The sequence below is a fragment of the Lysobacter enzymogenes genome (assembly GCF_017168095.1).
In the GTDB taxonomy this organism is placed as follows: Bacteria; Pseudomonadota; Gammaproteobacteria; order Xanthomonadales; family Xanthomonadaceae; genus Lysobacter; species Lysobacter enzymogenes_D.
This window is the reverse complement of sequence record NZ_LXSD01000015.1, coordinates 1-508: the sequence shown is the minus strand read 5'-3', so window position 1 is coordinate 508 and position 508 is coordinate 1. Positions and strand designations below refer to the sequence as shown.

Sequence of the window (508 nt, the reverse complement as noted above, 5' to 3'; positions counted from 1 at the left end):
GCCCGATCGCCGCCGCGCTGACGGCGACGGCGAAGGCGAGCAGGGCGACTTGCAGCGCCGCGCCGAGCCGCGGCGGCAGCGCCGCCGGTGCGGCCGCGGCGGCGATCGTCGCGCAGACGCCGAGCGACAGCAGTTGTTCGCGCACGAACAAGACGAAGGTCAGCGTCGGCCGGCGCTCGTCGGCGTACAGCGCGCTGCGCGCCACGCCTTGCCAGATCTTGCCGGGCAGGTACTTGGCCGGCAGGCTCTGGCCCCAGCGCAGCAGGTCGGGATACAGCTGTTGCGGCGTCCAGCGGCCGCGCGCGAACAGATGCCAGGCCAGGCCGAAGGCGAGCTGCATCGCCAGGCAGGCGGCCAGGGCCAGGATGAGATCGCCGGCGTCGAGGCGCTGCCACAGCGGCCACCACTGCGCGCGCCGCGTCCACGCCTGCTGCGCCACCAGCGCCAGCGCGGCCAGGCCGAGCAGCCAGCCGGCGGCGCGGCCGCCGCGGCGCAGCGCCTCAGCCCA

1 protein-coding gene is annotated in these 508 nt (G+C 76.4%); it reads right to left on the bottom strand.

The genetic code is table 11. The features are described from left to right. Window positions 1-508: hypothetical protein (locus A7A76_RS00325; RefSeq protein WP_206409317.1), on the bottom strand; the 508-nt coding region annotated here is incomplete at both ends.